Source organism: Halorubrum sp. Atlit-26R, from assembly GCF_003666015.1.
Taxonomy (GTDB): Archaea; Halobacteriota; Halobacteria; order Halobacteriales; family Haloferacaceae; genus Halorubrum.
On record NZ_QPLT01000487.1, the window covers coordinates 1 to 460 of the forward strand.

Below are 460 nucleotides of genomic sequence, written 5' to 3' on the forward strand. Positions count from 1 at the left end.
CGGGGTCGGCGTCGCCGTCGGCGTCGACCGCCTCGTCGCCGACCCCGACCGGCAGGTCGAGGAAGTCGGCGAGCGGGCGGTCGCGGGCGGTCTCGGCGTCGACGCCGAGGATCGCCTCGGCGGGGGGGTTGAGCCGGACGACGCGGTGGTCCAGCCCGAGCGCGACGATGGGGTCCCGCAGGTCGTCGATGGCGGTGCGCTCGGCGGCGCGGCTGGTCGTCGGATTGCGGTCGAACATCTCCGCGCGGTCGAACGCGTACGCGTCGAGCAGGACGTGCGGGACGAACATGATCGGCGCGAGCTGGAGCTGCGGGACCGGTCCGAGCGCCAGCGCCCACGCGACTAAGGCGAACCCCGGCGGAATGGGGCTCAGCGCGACCGCGGCGCTCTCCCGGCGGTAGAGGGGGCCGTAGCTGAGCAGCGTGTCGACGAGGAGGAAGACGGCGCTGGCGACGAGGAC

Annotated in this window: 1 pseudogene; it reads right to left on the reverse strand. The window is 74.6% G+C overall.

The features are described from left to right. A pseudogene (locus DVK07_RS21580) lies at positions 1-460 on the reverse strand (histidine kinase N-terminal 7TM domain-containing protein); the annotation flags it as partial.